Here is a 20,331-nt window from a genome sequence, read left to right on the forward strand (position 1 = left end):
CAAAAATATGCAATTCTTTACATACACCCAATATGTAATTGTTGCGAGAATGTGAATTTTTTGTGAAATACTTGACATCGGCTTTTTTATGTATTAATTTTGTGGCGAATTTTCGGTATGCCGCTTATCGGTGTGCTGTGATATCTGATTTATGAGACAACAAGGTCGCAAAGGTATCCCTATATTCACATCCCAGTTGACCGCTACGCTGAGCGTAGCGATGGTATTGCTGTTGCTCGGCTTGATAGCTCTGCTTGGTATCGGCGCACATACGGTGACCGACGGCATACGTAGTAGTGTCGGTTTTGATGTAGTGCTCTCCGACAGCGTCAAGACTTCCGAGGTCAATGCTCTCAAGCAGGTGTTGACTTCATCTCCATATGCTTTGAGCGTGGCCTATCGGTCGAGTGACGACGCTATGGCCCGATGGCAGCAGGACACCGGTGAAGATCTCATGGAGGTGCTTGGCGTGAATCCGTTTAATGGAGAGATTGAGGTAAAGGTAAGGCCACAATATGCGGCTACCGACTCGCTTGCTCTTATCATAAAGCCTGTGGCAAAAATGGCCGGTGTAAAGAAGGTCACGGTCAATGCCCGTATGATTGACGATGTCAACCGCAATCTGCGTGCGGTGTTTGTGGTGCTGGGAGTGGTGGCGCTGATATTGCTTGTGATATCGCTTGCGCTTATCAACAACACTGTGCATCTTGATATATACTCTCAACGGTTCCTCATACACACAATGACGCTTGTAGGCGCTACGGGTGCGTTCATACGCCGACCGTTCCTTGTCAGCAATGTAATCAGCGGACTGATTGCCGGACTGATTGCGGATATGATACTTGCAGGAGGCATCGTGGCCATAGGCTCGGGCGATCCTGTGATTTCATCGCTGGTGACATGGAACGAGGTAGCTGTCGTATTGGCCGGAGTGGTACTGGCGGGTATGCTTATATGCCTTGTGGCATCAGTGTTCTCGACCAACCGTTATCTATATGCGTCGTACGACGACATGTTTAAATAACCCGTATTTAATTCAGCAATAATAAAACTTTAAGATATGGCAACAAAGCCTTTTGCAACAAAGCCCGGAGCCGATACCGGCACAGCTATCGAACGTGAGTTTCCGTCGCAGTTCCCACTGATGCGTGTCAATTTCATCATGATGATAGCGGCGGCTGTAATGATTGTGCTCGGGTTCTGTCTGATGTTGGGCGGAAGTACCACTACCGAAGCGTTCAATCCCGATATCTTCTCCACTCGCCGTATTGTTGTAGGACCTACAATCGCATTTCTTGGATTTGTGGCTATGGCAGTCGCTATAGTATGGCGTCCGAAGACCTCTCATGTCCGGGAAGAAGAGGTGTAATCCCGACTCCTGCGGTCTCTGTTCATGAATCATCTCTGTAGTATTTTTTTATCAAAACTCCATTTATATTCAACTTATGGATTGGCTTGACGCTCTTATTCTTGGCGTAGTGCAGGGATTGTCCGAATATCTGCCTATAAGCAGCAGCGGACATCTTGAAATTTTCAAGCAGATACTTGGTCTGGATCTCGATCCGGATTCTTCGCTTGAGTTCAGTGTGATGCTCCACGTCGCTACAGTGCTTAGCACTATCGTTGTGCTATGGCGCGAATTTTATCCGTTGTGTGTATCGTTCTTCACCATCAGGCGCGACTATAACTTCTACTATGTGTGCAAGATACTTGTATCATGCATACCGGTGGCTATCGTGGGCTTATGCTTCAAGGATTTTGTAGAGTCGTTCTTTGGCGGCGATTTGTTTGTGGTAGGCGTGTGTCTGTGTGTCACAGCCCTGCTTCTGTGTTTTGCCTATTTCTTCCGCACTCGTCCGGCATTGCTTGGCCATACCGCGGAGGGCCGCGACATCACATGGATTGACGCATTCGTGATAGGTTGCGCCCAGGCTGTGGCCGTACTTCCCGGTCTGAGCCGTTCGGGCACCACTATAGCTACCGGTATACTCCTTGGTGACAACCGCAAGAAGATGGCGTCGTTCTCATTCCTCATGGTCATCATCCCTATCCTCGGAGAGGGACTTCTTGACATGAAGAAGATGATTGCTCCTGCCGCCGACGCAGTGACTCAGGCTTCTGGCGCCGATATTTCACTGACAGCTATTATTGTAGGATTTGTGGCTGCGTTTCTTGTCGGATGTGCCGCCTGCAAGTGGATGATTTCCATCGTCAAGAAGGGCAAGCTCGTATGGTTTGCCGTGTATTGCGCCGTGATGGGCATCGTGTGCATGTGCTGGTAATAACCCCTGCGTTAATACATATATGAATTTTACAAAAGGCGAGATTCTATATATCGACAAGCCTCATGGCTGGACTTCGTTTGACGCGGTGAAGCGCCTGAGAAGCACGCTGCTGAGACGTTTGAAAATTAAGAAACTTAAGGTCGGCCATGCCGGCACTCTTGACCCGCTCGCTACCGGGGTAATGCTCGTGTGTACCGGAAAGGCAACCAAGCAGATTGACACTCTGCAGGCTCATGTAAAGGAATATGTGGCTACGATAGCGCTCGGCGCCACCACTCCTTCGTTTGACCTTGAGACAGAGATTGACGCCACTTACCCTACGTCCCACATAACCCGCGAACTTGTGGAGGAGACGTTGAAGAAATTTACCGGCGCAATAGAGCAGGTGCCTCCGGCGTTTTCCGCATGTAAGGTCGACGGCCAGCGGGCCTATAAGATGGCTCGACGCGGCGAGGAGGTAGTGATACGTCCCAAATTGCTTGTAATCGACGAAATCGAGCTCATGGAGTTTTCTCCCGAGAGCATCACTGTAAGGGTAGTGTGCAGCAAGGGTACGTATATCCGCGCTCTGGCCCGCGATATAGGAATCGCCTTAGGCAGTGGAGGCCATCTTACGGCCCTGCGCCGCACCAGAGTAGGCGATGTGTCGGTATCCGATTGTCTGACAGTGCCGCAGGCGGTAGAGCTGCTGAATACCGTTGTCATCGAATCGGATGATGACTCCATTCCTGAGAATTAATGTAACAGATATAATAGAGGGGATTCGTCCCTCTGAATCTCTCACCCCATAAATATGAAACTCTCACAATTCAAATTCAAGTTTCCCGAAGAACTGATTGCCACCGAGCCGACTCCCGTACGCGATGAGGCGCGTATGATGGTTGTACATAAATCTACAGGTGAAATCGAACATCGTATTTTCAAAGAGATAATCAATTATTTCGACGACGGCGATGTGATGGTGTTTAACGACACCAAGGTGTTTCCGGCCAAACTTATCGGCAACAAGGAGAAGACAGGCGCCAAGATTGAGGTATTTCTGCTGAGAGAGCTCAACGAGGAGCATAAGCTGTGGGATGTGCTTGTAGAGCCCGCCCGCAAGATACGTATAGGCAATAAACTGTATTTCGGCGACGACGAGTCGATGGTGGCCGAAGTAATCGACAATACCACTTCGCGTGGCCGTACACTGCGTTTCCTTTACGACGGGCCTCATGAGGAATTTAAGGAAGCTCTGTATAAACTTGGCATGACTCCGCTGCCTCCATATATCAAGCGCGAGTCGCTTCCGTCGGACGCCGAGGACTATCAGTGTATATTCGCTGCGAAAGAGGGTGCAGTAGTGGCTCCTGCCGCCGGTCTGCACTTCAGCCGCGAGCTTTTGAAGCGTCTTGAAATCAAGGGGGTGAAGGATGCATATCTTACGCTCCACTCCGGTCTCGGCAACTATCGCGACATTGACGTGGAGGACCTCACCAAGCATCGCATGGACTCAGAGGATATGGTTGTCACCCAGGAGCTTGTCGATATTGTAAACGCTGCAAAGGATGAGAACCGCAATGTGTGTGCGGTAGGCACATCCGTGCTCCGCGGCATTGAGAGCGCTGTAAGCATGGGCGGTCATATGAAGACATATGCCGGCTGGACCAACAAGTTCATATTCCCTCCCTACGATTTTACAGTGGCCAATGCTATGGTGAGCAATTTCCATCTTCCGTACTCCACCATGCTCATGATGGTATGCGCTTTCGGGGGCTACGACCTGGTGATGTATGCCTACGACGAGGCCATCAAAGAGAAATACCGCTTCGGAGCATACGGCGATGCCATGCTCATTGTCGATTGACAGTCGTCACACTTATAGATACATAATATACGGCTCTGTTGCTTCTGTGATAATTCATACCGTCTCTCTTAATCGGTGTGATGCGGAGGTGGCAGAGCCGTGTGTCTGCTGACATGCCGGATTGGCAGATAGCACGATCAGTCAGCAAGGCGTTTTGGCGATGTTGATTATGTAGTTGTCATGAGTGGATTCGGCTACATCGGCGCTGAGCCCGTTCAGACGTAGCCATGCCGCCAGCTCGGATGCGGGAGGCAGTATGTCGCTCTCGGAGTGCTTGTGGCGGTGGATGGAATTGATGAACTTCTCATCGGAGGGGAATGCCACAGTAATCGTGCCACCATCGGCCAGATTGACCCCGCGCAGCCATTTGAGTGTGTCGACAGGTGTGTGCAGGTGGGGGTATACACAGTAGAGGATTATGTGGTCGTATTCTCCCGGGATAGTCTCTGTCTCGAAATCCATGCATCTGAATTCCGGTCGGGGAATAAGGTCGGCAAACTTGCTTCGCGCGATGTCGAGCATCCCTGTCGAGTAATCCACGGCTGTTATGAAGCCGCCTGGGCCTGTAATTTCGGCTATTGCGGGGAGTAGCACCCCTGTGCCTGTGCCGAGGTCAAGCACACGGTCGCCGCGCTTTATGCCGGCATGTGACAGAATGTGGCGTACATGTGCCGGAGTAGAGAGAGTCTCGTTGGCGTCCCATGTAGGGGCCAGACGGTCGAAAAAATTGCGTTCATCCATAATAGGTGTGTGTTTATACCAAACATCCGCGCTCAAGCAGGTCGCGGTTTTCGAAAATCGTTGCAGTCGGTCCGTCGGCGAGTATGTGGCCGTGCGACATGACTATTGTGCGCTGACACAGCTCCCTTACCATATCGAGGTCATGTGTCGCAATCAGACAGGTGTGAGTGAAGCCCGCCAGCCTGTCGAGAAGCAGTCGCCTGGCGTGAGGGTCGAGATTGCTTGAGGGTTCGTCGAGCACCAGTACGTCGGGCTCCATAGCCAGCACTCCGGCTATCGCCACGCTTCTCTTCTGGCCACCCGACAGCTCGTATGTGGCTCGTTGGCGCAGCTCGTATGCACCCACCTCTTTCAGTGCGTCTCTCACTCTCCGCTTTATTTCTTCGTCCGGGAGGTTCATATTCACAGGTCCGAAAGCCACATCCTCCTCTACGGTAGGCATGAACAGCTGGTCATCGGGATTCTGGAACACGATGCCCACCGTGCGGCGTATTATCGGGAGAGTCTGTTTTGTTACCGGCACATCGCCGATGACCACATTACCCTCCGAGGGGGTGAGTAGCCCGTTGGTGTGGAGTATAAGGGTAGACTTGCCGGCACCGTTGGCACCCACAATCCCGACTTTCTCTCCGTGTGTGATGTAAAACGACACATCGTCGAGGGCCTTCATACCGTTGGGATATGTATATGTCACATGGTCGAATTTTATGTAATGGTGGCTCATTGCAGATACTTTTGAGGAATATTATCATGCCGGAATATTTATGATGGCTCCTATGTCGACAAGCCGGCATGCTATGATACACCCGCATGCCGCTATCAGAAACCATGTGTCGCTGCTATGCCATTCAGTACGGGCAACCGAACGTATCTCGCCGGAGAATCCGCGCGACAGCATGGCCATATGTATGCGCTGTGCGCGGTTTACGGTGCGTATAAGCAACTGCCCTACGAATATGCCCCACATCCTGAGCCTATAGCCTTTCTTGCCGTAGCTACGCGACTTGCGTGCGCGGTCCATATCGATGGCCTCGTCGACCAGAACGTAGATATAGCGGTATACAAGGAGCATCTGGGTGGTGAACACAGCCGGCACACCAATGCGGTTGAGTCCGCGGCACACCTTGTAGAATCCGGTGGTCATAATCAGCACTATTACCATCTGCACGGTGAATAATCCGCGCAGCAGTATGGCGATGAACTCCACCCATCCGCGCGATATGGCTATAGTTCCGGCATAGAGCACAGGCTCGCGATGCAGCATGGGGTTGAATATGCCTATGAATGCGATGAGAGGGAGTGTGTAGAGTGATTTGTGCATTACCTCACCGTAGCCGATTCCACCCATTGCGCTTGCTATGATAGGAAATATCCAGAAGAGCAGCAGAGCTGGGAGGGAGTCGAGTGATATAGAAAGCACAGTGGCAATATACACGACGGTCACGATGGTCTTGGCACGTGGGTCGAGCGAGTGGAGCACGCTCTTGCCCTGTGCGGTATGCTCAACAGAGCGGAATTCGGTCAATGCCTTTTCGAGAGCCGTCATAGTGGCGTGGGTATCAGTTGGATTTTACACTACGGGCCCTGCGGGTGGCCAGCGTGCAGACAATCCACACCAGAGCCACCACGATTATGCAGCCTATTATCCCTGACCAAGTGCTTCCGTAGTCGGGAAGAAACGATGTGGCCTCCTGCACGTGGCCTATCGTGTGTGCCACTGCGCTTGCGGATGCGCCAAGTCCGTTTTCGCCTGCGATATTGGCTATCGACCATTCAAGGCCGTCGGGGTACGACGAGGCTATCCATGTGAATGCCACACCGAGCACTGCCGCTATCGACAGGAATATTAGTGCTGCCTTGCGGTAGCTGCCCGTCTTACCTCCCGTGCCGTTCCGGTAGTCGGTAAGCAGCGATGGCTGATACTGTTTCACAAAATATAGCACGGCGGCTGTGGCAAGCCCTTCGCCAAGTCCGATAAGCAGGTGTATCGAGCTCATCAGTGTCAGGAATTGTCCTGTCGGCAGAGCGGTGACACCTGACAGTTCGGTCTCTGCCGTGACCAGCAGCGCTCCGAGTTCCAGTCCTACAACCGAAGCCGTTATGGCTGCCGCCGCTATGCGCCAGCTCTTTGTGCTTGCGCCCGCTATGGGCCGGTATACCAGGGGATACGCTATTAGCGTGGAGCATACGCCCATGTTGAGCAGGTTGCAACCGAGAGCCATCAGTCCCCCGTCAGCAAATATCAGACACTGTACCACAATTACCGAGGCGAGTGTCAGAAATGCCGCCCAAGGCCCGAGGATAGCGCCGAGGAGTATGCCGCCTACGATATGTCCGCTTGAGCCTGTGCCGGGTATGGTGAAGTTGATCATCTGTGCCGCAAACACAAATGCACCCATCACCCCCATGAGTGGAACGATATTTTCGCTGTCCCCACGCTTTATCTTTCGTGCGGACACTGCAAGCAGCGTCACCGACACTGCTGCGGCCGCGCCTGCTACCGCCGGCGAGACCAAAGCATCAGCCATGTGCATCTTTTTGGAGTCGAATTACGTATTATATTTACCTAATTAAACATCGCCGTCGGCGGATATGTTTAGAGCTTGTTTAATAATAAATGTTACCGTTAGGGCGGTCAGTTGGCGAGCAGATTTTCGCTTGTGATGAGGGAGTTATGGGGTTCCATAACGACCGAAGAACGGGCGGAAAGATGTCGGTGAATGACCGAAGGAAGGTAATTTGTTTCATATCGTTGATATATTTTGCATTTATCTTACAAGCATGCAAGAGATCGTATCGGTTATGAAGTTACCTTTTGTCTCGTATATCTTGGTCGATTTTCGTCCTGTTCCTCAGTCATGTACATAAAGTACACTCCTTCGGCACATGTCGAAAATCGACTCAAGCTATACGACCCTAACGGCAACATTTATTATTAAACAAGCTCTTAGAGATGGCTGTTGCAAACATTTTATACTTCGGTGTGTTACATCATTATATTTTATTCACTGCACACACATTAATTGATTGCTCTAATGATTGATTTATCGAGAAGTCTTGTTACTGCCATTTTTGCCGGATGTGCGTCGGCAGTGGTTGCCGCGCCACATGAGCCCGCAGATTATCCCGCCGAGGTTTCGCCTGCGGAACAGGATACGGCAGCCATGCGTGTTTCGCTTAAGGATGTCGACGTAGTAGCACGCGTGAACCATCTGAGCGAGGTCTCCCGGGTCGACCTTGCCGCCAACCCTGTGAAATCATCGCAGGAGATACTGCGTTCGGTGCCGGGATTGTTCATAGCCCAGCATGCCGGCGGAGGTAAGGCCGAACAGATGTTTCTGCGTGGATTTGACCTTGACCATGGCACCGACATAAACGTGTCGGTCGACGGGATGCCGGTGAATATGGTGAGCCATGCCCACGGGCAGGGGTATGCCGACCTGCATTTTCTGCAACCCGAGGTGATAGAGAAGATTGATTTTGACAAAGGCTCCTACGATATGACCAAAGGCGACCTTGCCACAGCCGGTTATGTGGCGTTCAAGACGCGCGACCGAATGCCCAACGAGGTGGGTGTCGAAATCGGCATGCACGACTATCAGCGCTACCGCGCGTCGATGTCGCTCATCAACAATCGGAGCGAGAGCATGTATTTCTCCGGCGCCTTCCTTACCGACAATGGCTTCTTTGACAGTCCGCAGCATTTCAAACGTCTGAATGCTATGGCCAAATATACTAAGTGGAACTCGACGTCTAGGTTCAATATAATCCTGTCGCACTTCAACAGTTCGTGGAACGCTTCGGGCCAGATACCGGAGCGTGCTGTCGACAATGGCATGATAGGGTGGTTTGGGGCGCTTGATGCAAGCGAGGGCGGCTCGACGTCGCGCACAAATCTTCAGTTTCTACACCATGTCGACCTGTCCGACGGCACAATCGTCAACAGCGAGTTCTATCTCTCATATTATACGTTCAACCTCTTCTCCGATTTTACATTTCAGCTTAACGACCCCTACAACTGGGATGAAATAAACCAGAAGGAGAAGCGGATGCTCGGTGGAGGGCATGTCGATTTGAGCAACACGTTCTATGTCGGCGACCGTATGTGGCGGTGGGCAGGAGGTGCCGGATTCAGATACGACGACATCAGGGATATCGCCCTGTACCACGCACGAAAGCGTGAGATAATCGGCACATATTCCCTTGGCGACATCGGGCAGAGCAATCTGTTTGGTTATGCAGGCGTGGAGATAAATCTCGGCAACTGGATGATAAACCCGTCGGTACGTGTCGACTGGTTCCACTTCAATTATGCCGAGAAGACTGCCGCCGAATATACCGATCCCGGTGTCGGCCAGGCTTTTGTAAGTCCCAAACTGAATATCATATACAATCCGAGCAACACCGTGCAGCTATATGCCAAAGGTGGCCGTGGCTTTCACAGCAACGATGCCCGTGTGGTAGTGGTGCGCGACGGTAAGGATGTTATTCCTGAGACGTGGGGTGCCGACCTTGGCATTCACTGGAAGCCTGTGCCTACGGTGATGCTGAATGCCGCCTGCTGGTATCTGCACATGAATCAGGAGTTTGTCTATGTGGGCGATGAGGCTGTCGTGGAACCTTCCGGGAAGAGCCGCCGACTTGGTCTGGATGTGGGCTTGCGATGGGAGTTTCTTAAGAATTTCTATTTCCAGGCCGACTATACCTACAGCAATGCCCGCATGACCGAGGAGCCTTCGGGGGCTGACTATATACCCCTCGCTCCCGTCAACACCCTGCTTGCCGGACTGACATACAAGACCGACCGTTTCTCTGCCGGCGTGCATTGCAGGTGGCTCGGCAACCGTCCGGCAAATGAGGACTATTCACTCACGGCCAAGGGCTATTGCATAACCGATATCAATGCCTCATACACAATCGGTAAACTTACTTTCGGAGCTGCTGTGGAGAATCTGTTTGATGTGAAGTGGCGTGAGGCACAGTTTGCCACCGAAACCATGATACCCGGCGATGATGCTCCCGTGACGGATATATGCTTCACACCGGGCACTCCGTTTGCATTACGCGGATTTGTGTCTTACCGTTTCTGAACAGACGGTTATTAACATACACGCGGAGTGGCGAGCATATATGCGTGTTACATAAAAAATATGTACATTTGCACCCCATTTATTATTTATATGTCAGATTATAGTCTGACAGCCAAAATTCAAGAAAAAGTTAGTATGAATAAAGTCGTTGTTTGCGCCATGACATTGTTCGGCATGTGGGATGTCACTGCCATTGCTGCGGATAGCATGTTGAATGATACTGTATCGCTTAAGGATGTTGTCGTGTCGGCTCCGTATAAGACCACCGTAGAGCTTACGCCTCTCACTGTTACTACTGTTACGGCGTCGACCATAGAGAAGAGCGGCGAGTCGTCGCTCTTGCCGGTGCTGCAGAATCAGGTTCCGGGTCTGTTTGTAAGCGAGCGCGGATTTGCCGGCTATGGAGTGTCGGGCGGCGCAGCAGGTTCGGTCAGCATCCGTGGAGTAGGGCAGGGCAATAAGGTGCTTTTCATGATTGACGGCCAGCCGCAGTGGGCCGGAGTGTTCGGCCATGCCCTGTCGGACACCTATGTGGCCAACGGTGTGGAGCGTGTCGAGATAGTGCGTGGACCCTCGTCGCTTCTCTATGGCTCAAACGCCATGGGCGGCTCGGTCAACATCATCACCAGGCGTGCTGTCGCCGACGGCATAAACGGTCGCGGGCAGGCCATGTTCGGCTCGTTCAATACACAGAAGTTCCGTACCGGGATATCATACCGCAAGGGGCGTTTCGGAGCCACAGCCTCCGGTCAGCTCGACCGCAGCAACGGCAACCGCAAGGGGAGCGACTTCTGGCTCGCAAACGAGTATCTGCAACTGTACTATACTTTAGACCGCAACTGGCAGGTGGGCTCCAATGTCACCATGACACAGACCAAGGCCCACAATCCGGGCACTCTTCAGGAGCCGCTTGAGAGCATGTGGACCGATATATTCCGCGGCACCGCCTCTGTGTATGTCCATGACAACTATGGCGTTGCCAACGGCGGCGTGCAGGCCTATATAAGCTGGGGGGCGCATACGGTCGACGATGGCTGGAGCGTAGGAGAGGAGCCTACCGACTATCTCTTCCACTCCCATGACTACAATATGGGTGTCACGGCCTTTCAGACCATACATCCCTGGGAAGCGGGCGACATATCGGCGGGAATCGATTTCGTGCACTGGGGAGGCAGTACGTGGAACTCGCCCAAAGCCGACCCCGGCATGCGCGACGACAGATTCAAGGAGTATGAAAACGAGATTGCCGGATATGTGATGGTGCAGCAGGGATTTTTCGACAACCTACTTGATGTCAACGCCGGTGTGCGTCTGCAACACTCCTCGCAGTACGGCAACGTGTGGGTGCCTCAGGCCGGCTTCATCGTCAAGCCTACCGATGGTTCGTCGGTCAAATTTTCATGGGGCAAGGGATTCCGTGCGCCTAATCTGCGCGAGCTGTATCTCTATCCTCCCCACAATCCCGACCTGCGTCCAGAGCGCTTGTGGAACTATGAGGTGGAGTTGCGCCAGAAGGCTCTCGGCGGTCATCTCGACATGGGGGTGAGCTTCTACTTCATCGACGGCAAGGATATGATACAGACACAGCGTGTCGACGGGCGTCCACGCAACATGAATGTGGGTCGGTTTATCAACAAGGGATTCGAAATTGATGCCTCATACCTTATCAACAGCCGATGGCATGTGATGGCCAACTACAGTTATCTCCACACCGACGCCGAGGTGCTTTATGCTCCGAAAAACAAGTTGTTCGCCCGAGTGGGATATACCCCTGGGCAGTGGGATTTCTCGGCCGAGGCGGTGAGCATATGGGGGCTGCTGACAGGTGGCCCCGAGAAGAGCGACTATGCCATGGTCAATCTCAGAGGAGCATATACACTCGACCGTAGCGACGGCCCTGTGACCCTCTTTCTGAAACTTGACAATATCAACAACAAGCATTACGAAATCACCTACGGATGTCCGATGCCCGGATTCACCATGATGGGAGGCGTCGACTTCCGTTTTTGACCAATTCGGTTATGGGAATAAAGACAAGACTGTCGATACTCACTTTTTTGCAGTTTGCCGTATGGGGATGCTATCTCGTGTCGTTAGGGCAGTATCTTGGTGCGGCAGGGCTTGGCTCGGGCATACCGTGGTTTTACGCCGCAGGTGGCTTTGCCGCCCTGTTTGCGCCCGCACTGATGGGCGCCGTGGCCGACAGGTTTGTCCCCGCCCAGAGGCTTCTGGGGCTGTGTCATGCCGTGGCTGCGGTGATGATGATGCTCACATGGCACTACGGCTACACGCATCCCCACCCGCGGTTCGCTGTGATTTTTACACTTTTCGCCCTGTCGGAACTGTTTTTCATACCAACGGTGGCGCTGTGCAACTCGGTGTCGTTCGCCCTGCTCAAGAGCCGTGGCCTTGACCCCGTGAGGGCATTCCCCTCGATAAGGGTGTGGGGCACAGTGGGATTCGTGGCCGCAATGTGGACTGTCAACTCCATCTGGACCGACGGAAGTGCCGTGGGCTTTACCCTGTCTGAGAGCAGCCCGCATGCCATGCAGCGCTTTCAGTATACGGTAATGCAGCTTTTCGCCGCCGGCGTGACAGGAGTGGTCACTGCGGTGTATGCAGCCTGCTTGCCTGAGGTGGCGGTGTGCCGACGCAATACTATATCCGGCGACTGGCGTACGTGGCCAGTAGTAGGGTCGCTGCGTCTGCTCGGCGATGCGCGTCTGTTGCCGTTTTTCCTCTTTTCGATGCTTATAGGTGTGGCGTTGCAGATCAACAATGGCTATGTGGCGCCATTCCTCACCCACTTCCGCGGCATGCCGGAGTTTGCCGGCACTTTTGGCGCGAGCAACGCTACATTGCTCTCGTCGCTTTCGCAGATATCCGAGGCGCTGTGGATTCTCCCGGTGGGGTGTGTGCTTGCGCGTGCCGGGGTAAAGCGCACGGTAGCGATGGCCATATTCGCATGGGTTGCCAATTTCGCTCTGTTTGCCATGGGCGACACGGGGCGAGGCATATGGCTGATAGTCGGGGCGATGCTGGTGTATGGCGTGGCGTTCGACTTCTTCAATGTGGCCGGCGCGCTGTTTATCGACCGCCAGGCTCCTGCGTCTGACAGAAGTGCTGCACAGGGACTCCTTATGATGATGACAAAGGGCGTGGGAGCGTCGGTAGGCATGATTGTGGCCGGATGGGTGGTCAACCGGTTCTGTCGATGGGAGATAGCGGCCGACGGTCAACGCTACTTCATGGGCGACTGGAGCACGGTGTGGTGGATATTCTCCGGCTACTGCATGCTTGTGCTGGTGGCGTTTGTGGTATGCTTCAGGATAAGCGGAAGCGACCGAGATTGCCGTGCTTAGGCGGAAATCCCGTAGATGTGTTTATCGTTTGGAGGCGAAGAATGAGCGCATCAGAGAGGCGCACTCCTCAGCAAGCACACCGGATGTAACCGTACACTTCGGATGAAAGGGCGAACGCGACATGATACGGGAGTAGCCCCGTTTCTCATCCGAGGCTCCGTACACCACTCTGCGTATCTGACTCCAGCCGATAGCGCCGGCACACATAGGGCATGGCTCTACGGTGACATAGAGTGTGGCGTCAGGCATATATTTGCCTCCCAGTGTCGATGCGGCCGCGGTAATCGCCTGCATCTCGGCATGGGCTGTGACATCGGAAAGAGTCTCGGTGAGATTGTGTCCTCGGCCGATAATGCGTCCGCCGGCCACTATCACAGCTCCGATGGGTATTTCGTCGGCCTCCATGGCCCGGCGAGCCTCGTCAAGGGCTGCGCGCATCCATCGCTCGTCATCTCCCGTATGGCGTATATCAATAGTCTGTCCCATAATGCATTACAATAAATCGATACGCAGGCCCTCATTGGCGGCTATGGTGTCTGGAAATATGGCACGAGCCTCTGCAAGATGCCCCTCCTCGTCGGCATACTGCTTTGAAAAATGTCCGAGCACAAGGCGCTTTACACCCGCAAGCTGCGCCACCCGTGCGGCTTCGGCGGCTGTAGAGTGGAAACGCATATGGGCTTTCTCGTGCTCGGCGTCGAGGTAGGTGGCCTCGTGGTACAGCACATCCACCCCCTCGACGGCACGGGCCACGGCTTCGCTGAAAACGGTGTCGGAGCAATAGGCGTAGCTCATCGACGGGTCGGCGGGACGTGTCAGCCGCTCATTGGCAATGACTGTACCGTCGGGCTTTACGAAATCGGCCCCGGCCTTTATCGCCTGCATCTCGCGTACCGGCACCTGATGGAATGCCACTGCGTCACCTATGATATGGCGCAACTTGGGTTTCTCCTTGAAAATGAATCCTGTAGTCGGCACACGGTGGATGAGCGGGAAAGCGCGCACCTCAAGCGCATCCGACTCCCAGATGACATCGTTGGTGCCCGGTGCGATGATGTCATACTGTATGTCAAACGGAGTCTCGCGGCAGAAAAAGTCCATTATACGGCGGAATATCGCGGCACCCTCCTTGAAGGTGTGTATGGTGATGGTGCCCCCTTCCTTGCCGGTAAGAGCAAGAGTCGACAGAAGCCCCGGCAGCCCGAGACAATGGTCGCCATGTAGGTGCGACAGAAATATGTGAGACAGGCGCGAATACTTCAGACGCGCACGCCGCATCGACAGCTGGGCGCCCTCGCCGCAGTCGACCATCATCAGATTGTTGCGGAAGTCAATCACCTGGCAGCTGGGCAGATGCCTGAGGGTAGGAGTAGCGGAGCCACATCCGAGATAATTTATTTGAAATTGTGCCATACCTAAAATTTATCGTTGTCAATGCCGCTGACAGGTGCCGGGCCCATCGACAATCGGTAAAGAGGCTGCAAAGTTACGAAAAAAATGTCGCCGGCACACACATATATGCCGGCGACACCACTATAGTCGAGATTGATTAAAACACTACTTTCTCAGCCTTGGAGCCTATGCGCTTTATGTAAAGCGAGCCCTTTACCGGATTGGCCGTCACGCGTCCCGTCAGGTCGTAGTACACCGGGGCCGACATGCCGCCTTCGGTATCCTCCTCCACATCCTCGATTGCCGAGGTGGCGGGGAGCACAAAATTCATACGTGCGTTGCGGTTGACCACATATGCATTGGGATTGCCATGCTCGTAGAATACCAGACTGTTGGCCGGGAATGATATCACACCATTCTTCAGTGTGCCGTAAAGGTTTCCCGCCGGGCATCCGAGCGATTCATTGAATGTCGGCAGCGACTCCACAATGCCATATCCGGCAAAGGTGACGTTGACACCGAGATTGGAACTGCGCATCACCACCTTGTCGGGGTCAGAGGCGTCAATCTCAATGTAGTGGGTGTGGTAGTGGCGGTCGAGATGCAGGTTGAAGCGCGTATAGTACTCCCAGCTCGTGTAGTAGGGATTCTTCAGACGGTAAAGACCGGGATTCTTGATGTTGCGCTCTATTATCACCTTGTGCGACTGTGTGAACGGTATCACCGACTCATACGCCGAGCCATAGATATCGTCGGAGTAATCTACCGTGCCGATATCCTCCCATGCCGACTTGTCGTCGTTGTATACGAAGAAGTTGCTCACCTTGCTTGCGGCCACATTGCCGTCGGCGTCAAGCAGGATTACGAAGAATGTGTACATGCCGTCGGAGAGACTGTAGCTCTGCTCGCCGCCGGTCAGTTCCTTGCCGGTCTTTGCCACCGACGCGATATTCTCCTCACTGCCTGCATAGAATCCCTTGTATACCCCGCCTACCGCTTTGGCCGCAGAGGCGCCATAAGTGAGTGTAAACTCCACGTCGGAGCTCACCTGGCAGAAATCGAGCGAATAGTGTATGGAGTAATCGGTAATCTTTGCTCCCGGAAGAGCAATCCTCACGCCATCGTTGAACGATGTGAGCATCCACTCTCCATAGATGTCGATATATGCCGAAAACGCATTGCGCGGAAAGGTTATTATCCCCTCCTCCAGCTTGCCATACCCCTTGGAGGCATCCTCGCTCCATCCGTTCTCAGGCACGGTATGGCTCATAAGGAAATAGTCATACGGAGCAAAGTCCTTGGCCACCACCTTCTCCGGATCGGTTGCGTCGATATAGATGTAGTTCCAGTCGGCCTCCCAGTTGAGCTCGGCTATTATTGTGCCCTCATAGTAGGGCAGTATGCGGTAGTAGCCCGGCACGGTCTCGCTCTCCTCGATGTCTACCTGCCAGTTGGTGCCGGTGGCGTCCATAAAGTCCTCGTAGGCACAGAGGAGGTCCTCATACCACATGCCCTTGCCGATATTCTTCCATCCGCCTTTTACTATGGCCTCGTCGACCTCGCCCGGTTTCTTGGCGGCCTCGTCGGCACGTGAGGGAGACGCAGGCACCACGGCAGCGGGCGACGCGCCGACAGCAAGTTGCACGGGACTTAGCTCCGCGCTCACGGTAAATGCCGCAACAGACAATGCGACAGACGACAACGTTGTGTAGATTCTATTCATTCGGTTAGATTAAAGAAGTTAAAATTTATCAAATTTAATCAAATGCGCATCATTATGCAACTGCATGAGCGGTTTTGTTTGCATTTTGTCCGATTCACCCGATATAATCGTGAGTTGTGGCATACAAAACAATGAGTTTTGCTACCTTTGCAGCATAATCAAGATATGCTCATAACAACATCATAACCGTCATATGAGATTTACGATACTCAGCGCCTCTCTCTTTCTTCTGTTTACCATGGCCTCGTGCGGCAGCCGTAACGCCTCTGCCGTGTCCGATGTCCTGACCACCGAGATGTATACTCCGGAATATGCCGGAGGATTCCGCATACTCGGCGACTCGGCCCACGAGAGTGTGATAATCGAGTCGGTCAACCCCTGGCAGGGAGCCGACAGCATAGTGCGCCGCCTCTTCATAGAGCGTGGCGGAGAAAAGGCTCCGGCGGATTTCGACGGGCAGGTAATCAGCGGCAACGCACGGCGCATCGTCACCATGTCGTCGACCCAGATTGCCATGCTCGATGCCATCGGAGCTACTGGCAGAGTCTGCGGAGTGTCGGGCATCGACTATATCTACAACCCCGCCATACAATCGCGCCGCGACAGCATAGCCGACGTAGGCTTTGAGGGTGCCGTAGACTACGAGCGTCTGACAGGCGCCGGCCCCGACCTGGTGATGCTCTATGGGGTCAACGGTCCCAATCCGATGGAGAGCAAACTGCGCGAGCTCGGCATCCCCTACATATACATCGGCGACTATCTCGAGGAGTCGCCTTTAGGCAAGGCCGAATGGGTGGTGGCACTGGCTGAGATAACCGGGCAACGCCAGAAGGGCGAGAGCGTATTCATCGGGATACCACAAAGATACAACGACCTCAAGGCACGCGTTGACTCCACCGTCGGTGAAGCTCCGACGGTGATGCTCAACATGCCCTACGGCGACTCATGGTTCATGCCCTCGACCGACAACTATACCGTGCGCCTCATAGCCGACGCCGGAGGCGACTACATATACAAGAAAAACAGCGGCAACGCTTCGCGCCCTATTGACCTTGAGGAGGCATATATGCTCACATCCTCGGCCGACATGTGGATCAACACCGGCACCGCCACCACTCTCGCCCAGGTAAAGGCGGCATGCCCAAAGTTTACCGACACGAGATGCTACCGCAACGCACAGGTCTACAACAACAACCTGCGCACTACCAAGGCCGGAGGCAACGACTACTACGAGTCGGGCATAATGCACCCCGACCTCATACTCCGCGACCTCATCACCATATTCCACCCCGGCATATTGCCCGCCGACTCCCTCGTGTATTACCGGCGTCTTCAATAGTGTCTGCTGTTAAATAATGTTATTATTTATACTGGTTTTAAATAATATCCCTCTCTGCCGGATGAGAATTGAAATGAATTTCGGAACTTTGCGGTAACCAACTGAGAATATGCGTCTATCTGAATTAAAGACCGGCGAGACCGGAGTGGTAGTAAAGATATTGGGCCATGGTGCATTCCGCAAACGCGTGATGGAGATGGGCTTCGTCAAAGGGCAGGAAATAAAATCGCTGCTCAACGCGCCATTGAACGACCCCATAAAATACAGCATCATGGGCTACGAGCTGTCGCTGCGCCGCAGCGAGGCCGACCTGGTGGAGGTGGTGAGGCTCAAAGCATGCGACATGGATGCAAGGCCGCGTGCGCAGCAGGGCGCCGACATGTCCGAATCCATGCAGGAGGATACCGACGGCTCTGCCGCCGCCGACCCGCATGAACATGCAAGGCGCACCCAGCGCACCATCAACATAGCCCTTGTGGGCAACCCCAACTGCGGCAAGACGTCGCTGTTCAACATCGCCTCAGGAGCCAAGGAGCATGTGGGCAACTACAGCGGAGTGACTGTCGACGCCAAGCGCGGCCACTTCAGCTACGGAGGCTACCGCTTCAATATCGTAGACCTCCCCGGCACATACTCCCTCGCATGCTATTCGCCCGAAGAGCTGTATGTGCGACGCTATCTGCGCGACGAGATGCCCGACATAGTGGTCAACGTAGTGGTGGCCTCCAACCTTGAGCGCAACCTCTACCTTACCACCGAGCTTATCGACATGGACCGTTCGATGGTAATCGCCCTCAACATGTACGACGAACTGGAGCACTCTGGTGCCACTCTCGACTACCGCATGCTCGGCGAGATGATCGGAGTGCCGATGGTGCCCACAGTGTCGCGCACGGGCGAGGGCCTTCACAATCTTTTCGACACCATAATACGGGTATACGAAGGGAAAGAGCAGGTAGTGCGCCATGTGCATGTGAATCTCGGCCCGGAAATCGAGCCGAGCGTCACCATGGTAAAGGACGCCATCAAGGCCGACCCTGCTATCGGGGTGCACTTCTCGCCGCGCTATCTTGCCATAAAGCTCCTTGAGCATGACTCGGAGGTAGAGGCAATCGTAAAGGAGTCGCCCGACCACAAGAAGCTGTTGGAACTGCGCGACCGGTGCGACGCCCTCATCGAGAAACGTACAGGCGACGACGTGTCGGCCATCATAGCGAGCGAGAAGTACGGATTTATCGACGGAGCGCTGGCCGAGACATTTGTCGACTCAACCAAAGAGAAAGCCAAGACCACACATATCATCGACGCCTTTGTCACCAACCGTCTGTTTGGCTTCCCGATATTCCTCGCCATCATGCTCTTCATGTTCTGGTGCACATTCGAGATAGGCTCATATCCCATGGCATGGATAGAGAGCGCCGTGGCGTGGATAGCCGCCCTGGTGGAGACATACATGCCCGAAGGACCGCTGAAAGACCTCGTGGCCGACGGCATAATCGGCGGTGTAGGCGGTGTCATCGTGTTCCTGCCCAATATCCTCATCCTCTATTTCTTCATATCGTTTATGGAGGACTCTGGCTACATGGCCCGCGCGGCGTTCATCATGGATAAGCTAATGCACCGCATCGGCCTCCACGGCAAGTCGTTCATACCCCTGGTGATGGGATTCGGCTGCAACGTGCCCGCCATCATGGCCGCCCGTGCCATCGAGAGCCGTTCAAGCCGCATCATCACCGTGCTCATCAATCCGTTCATGTCATGCTCGGCGCGCCTGCCGGTATATGTGCTGCTCGTAGGCACATTCTTCTCAAAGCATGCGGCATTGGTGTTCCTGTCGCTGTATCTGCTAGGGATACTCGTGGCCGTAGTCACCGCCCGACTGCTGCGCCGCTTCTGGTTCAAGACCGATGAGACTCCGTTTGTAATGGAGCTGCCGCCATACCGTCTGCCAACCATGAAGTCGTCGCTGCGCCATATGTGGGGCAAAGGAGAGCAGTATCTGAAAAAGATGGGCGGCATCATACTGGTGGCGAGCATCATCGTGTGGGTGCTCAACTATTTCCCGATTCACGACGCTCCGGCAGCCGACACCACCGTGCAGCTCGCTCCCGGCGACGATTCGCGCATTGACCCCGACCGCGACTCCTACCTGCAGATGCTCGGCAAGGCCGTCAACCCCGTGATGGAACCTCTTGGCTTCCATTGGCGCTCTACAGTGGCCGTGCTTGCGGGTGCTCCCGCCAAAGAGATTGTGGTGTCGACCCTCGGAGTGCTGTACACCGGCGACGAGGAGATTGACGACACAGCGCTGTCGGCCCGTCTCACAGCCCCCAATTGCGCCACCGGCCGCCCCGACTTCAACGCCGCCAACGCCCTCAGCCTGATGGTGTTCGTGCTGCTCTACTTCCCCTGCATGGCCACTGTGGTGGCTATCGTCAGAGAGACAGGCTCATGGCGCTATGGGGCATTCTCCATCATCTACAACACTATGGTGGCGTGGCTGGTGGCATTCCTGGTATATCAGGGAGCATCGTTTATCATATAATCAACGCT

Annotated in this window: 17 protein-coding genes; 10 read left to right on the plus strand and 7 right to left on the minus strand. The window is 54.0% G+C overall.

The genetic code is table 11. From position 1 onward, the window contains the following. Window positions 1-151: 151 nt before the first annotated feature. The 5 genes from ADH68_RS09440 (at window position 152) to queA (ending at window position 4,131) form a co-directional block, all read left to right on the plus strand. Complete coding sequence (locus ADH68_RS09440; protein ID WP_133165704.1) at window positions 152-1,024, plus strand: cell division protein FtsX; 873 nt, start codon at window positions 152-154, stop codon at window positions 1,022-1,024. Window positions 1,025-1,060: 36 nt separating this feature from the next. Beyond that, window positions 1,061-1,369, plus strand: a complete 309-nt coding sequence (locus ADH68_RS09445; RefSeq protein ID WP_084274049.1) for a DUF3098 domain-containing protein — start codon at window positions 1,061-1,063, stop codon at window positions 1,367-1,369. A 76-nt stretch (window positions 1,370-1,445) separates the two neighbouring features. Further along, window positions 1,446-2,282, plus strand: a complete 837-nt coding sequence (locus ADH68_RS09450; protein WP_068961031.1) for an undecaprenyl-diphosphate phosphatase — start codon at window positions 1,446-1,448, stop codon at window positions 2,280-2,282. Between the two features lie 22 nt (window positions 2,283-2,304). Further along, window positions 2,305-3,024 carry a tRNA pseudouridine(55) synthase TruB gene (gene truB / locus ADH68_RS09455; protein ID WP_068961030.1) on the plus strand — a complete coding sequence of 240 codons (720 nt, stop codon included), beginning with the start codon at window positions 2,305-2,307 and terminating at the stop codon, window positions 3,022-3,024. 54 nt (window positions 3,025-3,078) lie between these two features. Next, entirely contained in the window at window positions 3,079-4,131 is a 1,053-nt protein-coding gene (gene queA, locus ADH68_RS09460; RefSeq protein ID WP_068961029.1) for a tRNA preQ1(34) S-adenosylmethionine ribosyltransferase-isomerase QueA, read from the plus strand. 141 nt (window positions 4,132-4,272) lie between these two features. Here the strand turns inward: queA and ADH68_RS09465 are convergent, their stop codons facing one another. Genes ADH68_RS09465 through ADH68_RS09480 form a run of 4 tightly spaced genes read right to left on the minus strand, consistent with a single transcriptional unit; the run spans window position 4,273 to window position 7,400 of the window. After that, window positions 4,273-4,872 carry a class I SAM-dependent methyltransferase gene (locus tag ADH68_RS09465; protein ID WP_068961028.1) on the minus strand — a complete coding sequence of 200 codons (600 nt, stop codon included), beginning with the start codon at window positions 4,870-4,872 and terminating at the stop codon, window positions 4,273-4,275. A 13-nt stretch (window positions 4,873-4,885) separates the two neighbouring features. Then, on the minus strand, window positions 4,886-5,596 hold the full coding sequence (locus ADH68_RS09470; RefSeq protein WP_068961027.1) for an energy-coupling factor ABC transporter ATP-binding protein: 711 nt from the start codon (window positions 5,594-5,596) through the stop codon (window positions 4,886-4,888). Window positions 5,597-5,620: 24 nt separating this feature from the next. After that, entirely contained in the window at window positions 5,621-6,418 is a 798-nt protein-coding gene (gene cbiQ, locus ADH68_RS09475) for a cobalt ECF transporter T component CbiQ (RefSeq protein WP_068961026.1), read from the minus strand. Window positions 6,419-6,431: 13 nt separating this feature from the next. Beyond that, a complete protein-coding gene (locus tag ADH68_RS09480; protein ID WP_232321351.1) occupies window positions 6,432-7,400 on the minus strand; it encodes an energy-coupling factor ABC transporter permease in 969 nt (322 codons plus the stop codon). 507 nt (window positions 7,401-7,907) lie between these two features. Between ADH68_RS09480 and ADH68_RS09485 the strand changes: the two genes are divergently transcribed. The 3 genes from ADH68_RS09485 (at window position 7,908) to ADH68_RS09495 (ending at window position 13,324) form a co-directional block, all read left to right on the plus strand. Next, a complete protein-coding gene (locus ADH68_RS09485; RefSeq protein ID WP_068961024.1) occupies window positions 7,908-9,962 on the plus strand; it encodes a TonB-dependent receptor in 2,055 nt (684 codons plus the stop codon). A 135-nt stretch (window positions 9,963-10,097) separates the two neighbouring features. Beyond that, a complete protein-coding gene (locus tag ADH68_RS09490) occupies window positions 10,098-11,972 on the plus strand; it encodes a TonB-dependent receptor plug domain-containing protein (RefSeq protein WP_068961023.1) in 1,875 nt (624 codons plus the stop codon). A gap of 11 nt (window positions 11,973-11,983) precedes the next feature. After that, a complete protein-coding gene (locus tag ADH68_RS09495; RefSeq protein WP_068961022.1) occupies window positions 11,984-13,324 on the plus strand; it encodes an MFS transporter in 1,341 nt (446 codons plus the stop codon). 21 nt (window positions 13,325-13,345) lie between these two features. Here the strand turns inward: ADH68_RS09495 and ADH68_RS09500 are convergent, their stop codons facing one another. The 3 genes from ADH68_RS09500 to ADH68_RS09510 all read right to left on the minus strand — a co-directional run bounded on the left by ADH68_RS09500 (window position 13,346) and on the right by ADH68_RS09510 (window position 16,439). Next, window positions 13,346-13,810 carry a nucleoside deaminase gene (locus tag ADH68_RS09500; protein ID WP_068961021.1) on the minus strand — a complete coding sequence of 155 codons (465 nt, stop codon included), beginning with the start codon at window positions 13,808-13,810 and terminating at the stop codon, window positions 13,346-13,348. A 6-nt stretch (window positions 13,811-13,816) separates the two neighbouring features. Next, the gene (locus tag ADH68_RS09505; protein WP_068961020.1) at window positions 13,817-14,737 is read right to left on the minus strand and encodes a ribonuclease Z; all 921 of its coding nucleotides are present in this window, start codon (window positions 14,735-14,737) and stop codon (window positions 13,817-13,819) included. A 136-nt stretch (window positions 14,738-14,873) separates the two neighbouring features. After that, window positions 14,874-16,439: a hypothetical protein gene (locus tag ADH68_RS09510; RefSeq protein ID WP_133165703.1), complete on the minus strand. Its 1,566-nt coding sequence runs from the start codon at window positions 16,437-16,439 to the stop codon at window positions 14,874-14,876. A 193-nt stretch (window positions 16,440-16,632) separates the two neighbouring features. On the opposite strand from ADH68_RS09510, the gene ADH68_RS09515 reads away from it, so the two are divergent. Next, a complete protein-coding gene (locus tag ADH68_RS09515; RefSeq protein WP_068961018.1) occupies window positions 16,633-17,778 on the plus strand; it encodes an ABC transporter substrate-binding protein in 1,146 nt (381 codons plus the stop codon). Between the two features lie 109 nt (window positions 17,779-17,887). Next, window positions 17,888-20,323, plus strand: coding sequence for a ferrous iron transport protein B (feoB, locus tag ADH68_RS09520; protein WP_068961017.1), 2,436 nt, complete (start codon window positions 17,888-17,890; stop codon window positions 20,321-20,323). Window positions 20,324-20,331 lie beyond the last annotated feature (8 nt).

Source organism: Muribaculum intestinale (genome assembly GCF_002201515.1).
GTDB lineage: Bacteria > Bacteroidota > Bacteroidia > Bacteroidales > Muribaculaceae > Muribaculum > Muribaculum intestinale.